The sequence below is a fragment of the Vibrio sp. 070316B genome (assembly GCF_013114115.1).
Classification (GTDB): Bacteria; Pseudomonadota; Gammaproteobacteria; order Enterobacterales; family Vibrionaceae; genus Vibrio; species Vibrio chagasii_B.
The window spans coordinates 232,828-241,909 of record NZ_VTYC01000009.1; the positions used below are offsets into that span (position 1 = coordinate 232,828).

Annotated in this window: 4 protein-coding genes, 1 tRNA gene and 1 riboswitch; of the genes, 2 read left to right on the forward strand and 3 right to left on the reverse strand. The window is 44.4% G+C overall.

Annotation, left to right across the window (positions count from 1 at the left end; translation table 11 throughout):
* Positions 1-34 precede the first annotated feature (34 nt).
* Positions 35-1,174 (reverse strand): alanine--glyoxylate aminotransferase family protein, encoded by a 1,140-nt coding sequence (locus tag F0251_RS09995; protein ID WP_105059045.1) that lies wholly within the window; start codon positions 1,172-1,174, stop codon positions 35-37.
* Between the two features lie 176 nt (positions 1,175-1,350).
* A riboswitch (Lysine riboswitch) is annotated at positions 1,351-1,528 on the forward strand.
* A 106-nt stretch (positions 1,529-1,634) separates the two neighbouring features.
* Between F0251_RS09995 and lysC the strand changes: the two genes are divergently transcribed.
* On the forward strand, positions 1,635-3,002 hold the full coding sequence (gene lysC, locus F0251_RS10000; RefSeq protein WP_171730902.1) for a lysine-sensitive aspartokinase 3: 1,368 nt from the start codon (positions 1,635-1,637) through the stop codon (positions 3,000-3,002).
* Between the two features lie 105 nt (positions 3,003-3,107).
* Here the strand turns inward: lysC and metH are convergent, their stop codons facing one another.
* On the reverse strand, positions 3,108-6,785 hold the full coding sequence (gene metH, locus F0251_RS10005; protein WP_171730903.1) for a methionine synthase: 3,678 nt from the start codon (positions 6,783-6,785) through the stop codon (positions 3,108-3,110).
* Positions 6,786-6,953: 168 nt separating this feature from the next.
* Here metH and F0251_RS10010 point away from each other — a divergent pair, with 168 nt between their 5' ends.
* Positions 6,954-8,234, forward strand: a complete 1,281-nt coding sequence (locus F0251_RS10010; protein ID WP_004740869.1) for a sodium:proton antiporter — start codon at positions 6,954-6,956, stop codon at positions 8,232-8,234.
* A 744-nt stretch (positions 8,235-8,978) separates the two neighbouring features.
* On the opposite strand, the gene F0251_RS10015 is transcribed toward F0251_RS10010, so the two are convergent.
* Positions 8,979-9,055: transfer RNA gene (locus F0251_RS10015), tRNA-Trp, on the reverse strand.
* Positions 9,056-9,082 lie beyond the last annotated feature (27 nt).

Genomic DNA, 9,082 nt, shown 5'->3' on the forward strand with positions numbered 1-9,082 from the left:
TCGTGCGCTTTTCTTTAAAACTAACCTGATTTGACTATTTAAGTACGTCTTGCAGCGCTTTAAGACACAACGCGACATTCTCTTTGCGAGCACCGTAGCCCATCAAGCCAATACGCCATGCCTTACCAGCCAAAGAACCAAGGCCAGCACCAATCTCAAGGTTATACTCTTCTAAAAGCTGCGATCTGACTTTCGCTTCATCGATTCCTTCAGGGAAGTAAAGAGCATTAAGTTGTGGTAAACGGCTCTCCTCATCAACAACAAATTTCAGTCCTAATGCTTCCACGCCCTCTTTCAACTCTTGATGCATAGCGTGATGGCGAGACCAAGCATTATCTAAGCCTTCATTTTTCAATAGCACGAGAGACTCATGCAGCGCGTAAAGACTATTGACTGGTGCAGTATGGTGATAACTACGCTTACCTTCTCCGCTCCAGTAACCTAATACTAGGCTCTGATCCAAGAACCAGCTTTGTACCGGTGACTGACGCGCTTTCATTTTATCAACGGCACGCTGAGAGAAAGTCACTGGTGATAAACCAGGAACACAAGACAAGCACTTCTGACTCCCAGAATAAACCGCATCGAGCTGCCATTCGTCCACTAACAGTGGTACACCACCCAGTGAGGTCACAGCATCAACAATCGTCAATGCATCGAACTGTCGGGCAACCGCAGAGATAGCTTGAGCATCCGATAGCGCACCAGTAGAGGTCTCAGCATGCACAAACGCAACCGCGACAGCATCTGGGTTTTCTGATAATGCTTGTTGTACCTTTTCGACAGATACAGGCTTACCCCATTCGTCATCAACAAGAATTGCCTCGCCACCGCAGCGCACCACGTTTTCTCGCATACGTTCACCAAACACGCCATTTCGACAGACGATGACCTTTTCACCGGGTTCAATCAAGTTAACAAAACAAGTTTCCATACCGGCGCTGCCCGGCGCTGATACAGCAATCGTAAACTCATTATCTGTCTGAAATGCATACTTAAGAAGCTGTTTAACCTCATCCATCATTGCAATAAACAGCGGGTCTAGATGACCTATGGTTGGACGACTCAAAGCTTGCAGTACTTGAGGTGAGATATCAGAAGGCCCAGGCCCCATTAACGTTCGATGTGGTGGATAAAAACTATCGATAGTAGAAGTATTTGTTAAGTTAGACATGTAAATCCCTTACGTTAATGGTGTTGATATTCCACCCTAAAGCAAATCGAACATGTCAGCAATTAGCCTTAGGTCTTGAGGTCAAACCACTGTCACATAATTGTTAAAATTATTTTTAAATTATCTCAAGTTACCAATTGACATTGTGAGCGCAAACACGTTCAATGAAATGGCTATCTAGCAGAAGAGGAGCACTGCCCAGGCAGGTGTTTTGTGGAACCGCATTTCCGATACAAAGCATTTAGGGGGAGCAGTGCCGAGATAATAAAAGGATGCAGGACCTTTATTATCGGTTGAGCGGGCTGAATCCCGGCGACTGTCACCATTTCTATATGGTGAAGAGCTTCTGAGGTTACTATTCACATAATTCCTCTCTTTTTGCTCTAAAACTCTCTTCGAAAACAATGGACGTTGGATTACCCAACCGTAATTTTATTTAGGAAGTCGTGGGAGATATATCGTGAGTGCATCTAATGTAGCTGGTTCTTTTAATGTCGCTAAGTTTGGTGGTACAAGTGTTGCCAACTTTGAAGCAATGAGCCGTTGTGCTGCCATTATTGAAAACAACTCAAATACCAAGTTAGTCGTAAGTTCTGCGTGTTCAGGAGTAACTAATTTACTTGTTGAACTGGCAAACGGTGTTCAAGACAGAGCTCGTCGTCAAGAGGTGATGACCCAATTAACGGACATCCACAATGCAATTCTTGATCAACTTGCTGATCCAATCAGCGTCGAAAAAGAAGTTCACTCCATTCTTGATGACATTGCGAGCGCTGCCGAGGCTGCATCGTTTCAAACAAGCACTAAGTTAACCGATCACTTGGTCGCGTGCGGTGAATTGATGTCGACACACCTTCTTGCTCAAATCCTTCGCGAACGTGGTACATCCGCGGTTCGCTTCGATATAAGAGAAGTGATGCGCACCAATGATGATTTCGGCAAAGCTGAACCTCAGCTTGAAGAAATTTCAGTGCTAGCAAAAGAGAAACTGATTCCACTGTGCCAACAACAAGTTGTAGTCACACAAGGCTTTATTGGTGCAGATAGTGACGGTAATACAACAACCTTAGGTCGTGGTGGTAGTGATTACTCAGCTGCGCTTATTGCAGAGTCAGTACAAGCGATTGGCTTAGAGATTTGGACAGATGTTCCTGGCATCTACACCACCGACCCTCGCATCGCACCGAAAGCTTCTCCAATCCCAGAAATCAGCTTCAGTGAAGCCTCTGAGATGGCAAACTTTGGAGCGAAGATCCTGCACCCATCGACTCTCGTGCCAGCACTACGTCACCAAATTCCGGTATTTGTCGGCTCTTCAAAAGCACCAGAATTGGGTGGAACTTGGATTCGCCAGCAGGTAGAAAGCTCTCCACTATTCAGAGCCCTTGCCCTTCGCTGCAACCAAACCATGGTTACGCTTCGTAGCGCTAATATGTTCCATGCTTACGGCTTTCTCGCGAAAGTATTCGAGATCCTTGCTAAACATAAGATCTCGGTCGATCTTATCACCACCTCGGAGATCAGTGTTTCACTCACCCTAGATCAAACTGATACATCTGGTGGTGCACCTGAGTTACCAGAAGCAGCACGTCTTGAGCTAGAAGAACTTTGTTCAGTCGATGTGGAACATGACCTGTGTTTAGTGGCATTGATTGGTAATAACATGAGTGAAAGCAAAGGCTACGCTAAGCAAGTATTCAGCACCCTTGAAGATTTCAATTTGCGCATGATTTGTTACGGAGCAAGCCCTCATAACTTATGCTTCCTGCTCAATGAATCAGTATCTAAACAGGCGATTCAAAAACTGCATCAAGAGCTATTCGAATAAGGCGATACTGAATTAATAAGAGTTCAACGCTCAAAGTACAGATACAAAAAGGGTTGCAATTAAGCAACCCTTTCTATTTTTACAAGTAACTCGCGGATTTAATAGCTAGTTAATATTTGGACCTAGCCACTTCTCAGCTTCCAACATATTCCAACCCTTGCGGTCAGCATAGCTGTCTACTTGATCCTGTTGAATCTGAGCAATCGCAAAGTATCGAGAATCAGGGTGAGAGAAGTACATCCCAGAAACTGAAGCACCAGGCCACATCGCGTAGCTGGACGTCAGTGACATATCGATGGTCTTCTCAACATCCATCAACTCCCACAACGTGCCCTTCTCTGTATGCTCAGGGCAAGCAGGATAACCAGGAGCAGGACGAATACCTTGGTATTTCTCTCGAATCAGATCATCGTTAGATAAGTCTTCATCTGGAGCGTAACCCCAAATGTCCTTTCGCACCTCTTGGTGTAGGTATTCAGCAAACGCTTCAGCTAGTCGATCAGCCACAGCCTGAATCATGATGGCATTGTAGTCATCACCATTGGCCTTGTATTCATCCGCTAACTCACGCTCACCAATACCACCTGTCACTGCAAAGCCACCAATCCAGTCCGCTTTACCGCTTTCTTTTGGAGCAATGTAATCTGACAAACAGTAGTTAAAGCCTTTAGGCTTCTCAGTCTGTTGGCGAAGGTTATGTAGAACTTTGAGAACCTCAGTACGAGACTCATCGGTATACACCTCAATATCATCACCCACACTGTTGGCTGGGAACATCGCACACATACCACGGGCTTCGAGTAGCTTTTCTTTCTCTACACGATCCAGTAACTCGTTCGCATCTTTGAACAAACGTTTTGCCTCTTCGCCCACTTCTTCATGGTCAAGAATAGCTGGGTACTTACCGACTAATGACCATGTCATGAAAAATGGTGTCCAGTCGATGTAGTTGCGCAGTATTGCCACATCAAAATCATTGAATACATGTACACCCGGTTTAGCTGGTACTGGCGGGCTATATGCGTCCCAATCAATCGCCACTTTATTTGCGCGAGCTTGCTCGAGTGTCACTGGCTTAGTGCGAGGCTTCTTACGATTATGCTGATCGCGAACGCGCTCGTAGTCTAGGTCCAACTTCTCAACGAAGGCAGGTTTTAGCTCTTCAGAAAGCAGTGAGGTACATACGCCTACCGCACGAGAAGCGTTATTGACGTAGACCACAGGCTCTGAGTAATTCTGTTCAATTTTTACAGCAGTATGCGCCTTTGATGTCGTAGCACCACCAATCAATAATGGTAGTTTAAAGCCTTGTCTTTCCATCTCTTTGGCAACATGCACCATTTCATCAAGGGATGGAGTAATCAGACCCGACAGGCCAATAATATCGACGTTTTCTTCTTTCGCGACTTTGAGAATCTTTTCACATGAAACCATCACACCTAAGTCAATGATGTCATAGTTATTACACTGAAGAACGACGCCAACAATGTTCTTACCAATATCATGAACATCGCCCTTAACTGTCGCGAGAAGGATCTTACCGTTACTCGCGCCAACTTCTTTGGATGCATTTATGAACGGCTCCAAGTGGGCTACAGCTTGCTTCATTACACGGGCCGATTTAACAACTTGAGGGAGGAACATCTTGCCTGCACCAAACAAGTCGCCGACCACGTTCATGCCGTCCATTAACGGACCTTCAATTACCTCAATTGGTCGAGCTGAATTGACACGCGCTTCTTCAGTATCTTCAACGATGAAGTCAGTAATACCTTTGACCAAAGAGTGCTCTAAACGCTTCTCTACAGGCCAAGTACGCCACTCAAGTGCTGATTTATCTTCTACTTTACCAACTGCTCGTTCTAGATACTCGGTTGCCATATCAAGCAAACGTTCCGTCGAATCATCACGACGGTTTAGTACGACATCTTCAACAGCATCACGCAGATCTTCTGGCACGTTATCGTAAATTTCCAGCTGACCAGCGTTTACGATACCCATATCCATACCATTTTTAAAACAGTGGTATAAGAATACAGCGTGGATTGCCTCACGAACGTAGTTATTACCTCGGAATGAGAATGACACATTCGATACGCCACCCGAGATCATCGCATGAGGTAGGTCGCGCTTGATATCGCCTACTGCTTCAATGAAATCAACCGCATAATTGTTATGCTCTTCGATACCAGTCGCAACCGCGAAGATGTTTGGGTCAAAAATAATGTCTTCAGGTGGGAAGCCAACCTCATCAACAAGAATGTTGTAAGCATTGGTACAGATCTCGACTTTACGTTCACGTGTATCTGCCTGACCGACTTCATCGAACGCCATCACGATGACGGCTGCACCATAGCGGCGAACCAACTTCGCTTGCTCGACGAACTTCTCTTTACCTTCTTTTAGAGAAATGGAGTTAACGATGCCTTTACCCTGAATACATTTCAGACCGGCTTCAATAACCTCCCATTTTGATGAATCGACCATCACTGGGACTTTTGAAATCTCTGGCTCGGAGGCACATAGATTAAGGAATTTAACCATACACGCTTCAGCGTCTAGCATTCCTTCATCCATGTTGATATCGATGATCTGTGCACCATTTTCGACTTGCTCACGAGCAACACTCAATGCCTCATCGTAAAGCTCTTCTTTGATCAAGCGTTTGAAGCGTGCAGAACCGGTCACGTTCGTTCGCTCACCCACGTTTACAAACAGAGACTCTTTAGCAATGGTCAGAGGTTCTAAACCGGATAAACGACACGACACAGGTAGGTCCGGCAATTGGCGAGGAGTTACATCTTCAACCGCTTCTGCCATTTGGCGAATATGTTCTGGCGTAGTACCACAACAGCCACCAATCAGGTTCAAGAAACCACTTTCAGCCCACTCTTTAACGTGTTCAGCCATGTCTTCCGGTGAAAGGTCATACTCGCCAAATGCGTTAGGTAAGCCAGCGTTAGGGTGAGCAGAAACATAACTCTCTGAGATACGAGACATCTCGCCAACATACTCACGCAGCTCATCAGGGCCTAATGCACAGTTCAAACCAAACGAGATAGGCTTAACATGACGAAGGGCGTTATAGAAAGCTTCGGTCGTCTGCCCTGAAAGCGTACGACCTGATGCATCAGTAATAGTGCCGGAGATCATGACCGGTAAAGTGATGCCTACTTCTTCGAAAACAGATTCAACTGCAAAAGCACACGCTTTAGCATTGAGTGTATCGAAGATGGTTTCGATAAGAATAAGGTCTGAGCCACCTTTGATCAGCGCGCGAGTCGATTCAGAGTAGGCCTCGACTAACTCATCAAAACTCACATTACGATAACCCGGATCATTAACATCTGGAGAGATAGAACAAGTGCGGTTTGTTGGGCCTAAGACGCCGGCAACGAAACGAGGTTTTTCAGGAGTCTTTGCAGTCCATTCGTCAGCGGCTTCTCGTGCTAACTTGGCTGCTGCAAAGTTAATTTCTTCACTAAGGCTTTCCATATCGTAGTCGGCCATAGCAATGGTTGTAGCGTTAAAAGTATTGGTTTCAAGGATGTCTGCCCCAGCTTCCAAATATTGCGAATGAATATCTTTGATAAGCTTAGGTTGTGTAAGTACCAAAAGGTCATTGTTACCCTTTAAGTCACTATGCCAATCCGCAAAGCGTTCACCACGATAGTCTTGCTCTTCCAATTTATAGTCCTGAATCATGGTACCCATGCCACCATCAATCAGTAAAATTCGTTGCTTCAACAGAGCATCAATCTTTTGCCTTACATTACTTCCCACGGTACAACCTCATTCCTTTAATTATGCTTCCATCCTATCACACATTAAAAAGGAGTCTAGACGTCTAAAAGAGGAAATTGATTACCGAGTCCTGACAAAAAGTGTTTGCTATTTGAGCATGAGACAACGAAAATTCATATTCATACTTTGTTACATGTTGGTACCCCAATGTCGGTCTATTACACCTTATGCTTCTTGTCTGCTGCAGCCATGCTCATTGCCTTTGTTAATAGCAAAATTGGTAAAATGCAAACAACCATCGCCATCACAGCAGGCTCAATGATGCTGTCTCTATTAATTATCATTGCGGGCCAAAACAACTGGTTTCAATTAGCCGACATTGCTTCTGAAACGGTTGCCAGTATTAATTTTGAAGACTTCCTACTTAAAGGGATATTAGGCTTCCTACTATTTGCTGGCGGCTTAGGGATCAAACTCCCAAACCTTAAAGACCAAAAATGGGAAATCACAGTACTCGCACTCGGTGCGACTCTATTCTCGACCTTCTTTATTGGTTTTGTTCTTTATGGATTCTGTCAGTTCATCGGCATCCAATTCGATCTCATTTACTGCTTACTGTTCGGTTCTCTTATCTCACCAACCGATCCAATCGCTGTTTTAGCCATTGTAAAGAAACTCGATGCCCCAAAACGAATCTCGACTCAGATTGAAGGTGAGTCGCTATTTAACGATGGTTTTGGCTTGGTAATCTTCGTCACTCTATTCACCATTGCATTTGGTACAGAAGCACCGACAGTTGGCAGTGTGACTATGCTATTTGTCCAAGAGGCTATTGGCGGTATCGTTTATGGTTTTGCATTAGGTCTTATATTCCACTACCTAATCAGTAATACTGATGACCACTCAATGGAATTGCTACTAACTATTGGTGTCCCTACTGCGGGTTATGCTTTTGCTGAAGTCCTCCACGTATCAGGTCCATTAGCTATGGTGGTATCAGGCATCATGATTGGTAACTGGACTCGCTTTATAGGCTTCTCAAAAGAGAGTGAAGACCACTTAGACCACTTCTGGGAACTGATAGATGAGTTCTTAAATGGCGTGCTGTTCTTATTGATTGGTATGTCGATGCTGCTATTCAAATTCCACCAAGAAGACTGGATCTTAATGGCATTCGCAGTTCCTCTAGTATTGAGTGCACGCTACCTGAGTGTTTTCTTGTCCTACATTGGATTTAAGCGCTTTAGAACTTACAACCCATGGTCGATTAAGATTCTAACTTGGGGCGGCTTACGTGGAGGCTTAGCACTAGCAATGGCTCTATCAATCCCTTCCGGTATCTGGGTAATTGAAGACAAGGCAATAGATGTTAAAGAGATAATCCTTGTCATGACATACGCCGTAGTTGTGTTCTCTATTCTAGTTCAAGGCTCAACAATCACTCCTATGATAGAGAAAGCAAAACAAGCAGAGAAAGAGCTAGATTAACACCTAGATAGATTAACCAAGGCCACCTACTTTAGGTGGCCTTTTTTATACCTAATGAAAGTCAAACTCACCAATTCCCACACTGAAGCTATCGCTGAAAGGTATGCGTAGAACATAGAAGCTTATATAGATATTTGATACCACTATTATTGGAGTAATCGAAAGCCTTAATTGGGGGGAGTACTAAATTTGGCCGGAACTCTTTCAGGAAGTTAAGTAATACAGAGAACTCATTGTTCTGCACACTCACTAGCCTCCCCAGTAACCCACTCTCAAGTTATATTAGCTTCAATCGAAAGGCTTCAGCTTTCACCTGGAAACACAAAGAACGGGAATCAATGTCTCGCTAGAATAGCGTTAGTTATTAACTAGCAGAACTATAGAGCAAAATGAGTATTGAGTAGATAGAGATAACTTGGTGTCTCTAGCGTTACTTCTAAAAATGACAGGAATAATAAAGGCTCTAGCATTTTGCTGGGACGCGCAGTCTAAAGACTTAAATATGGCAGGAATGGAGAGATTAGACTGAGCTGGCGAGCTAGGGGAACGCGTAATTATTCCAACTTTGCTTCGCGAAAAAAACATCAGCATTTCTGCTGAGGCTTAGTATATAGCAAGAGTTGAGGCATAGACTCCCAACACGCACAGTTTTGGTAAGTAGGGGAATCCGCGGCTTTGCCAATAGAGTATTATTAGATTCAGAAAGCAAAAAGGCTCTAGCATTTCTGCTAGAGCCTTTTAATGTGGCAGGGGTGGAGAGATTCGAACTCCCAACACGCGGATTTGGAATCCGCTGCTCTGCCAATTGGAGCTACACCCCTAAAACTTTTTGTACTTTAGATTCGAAA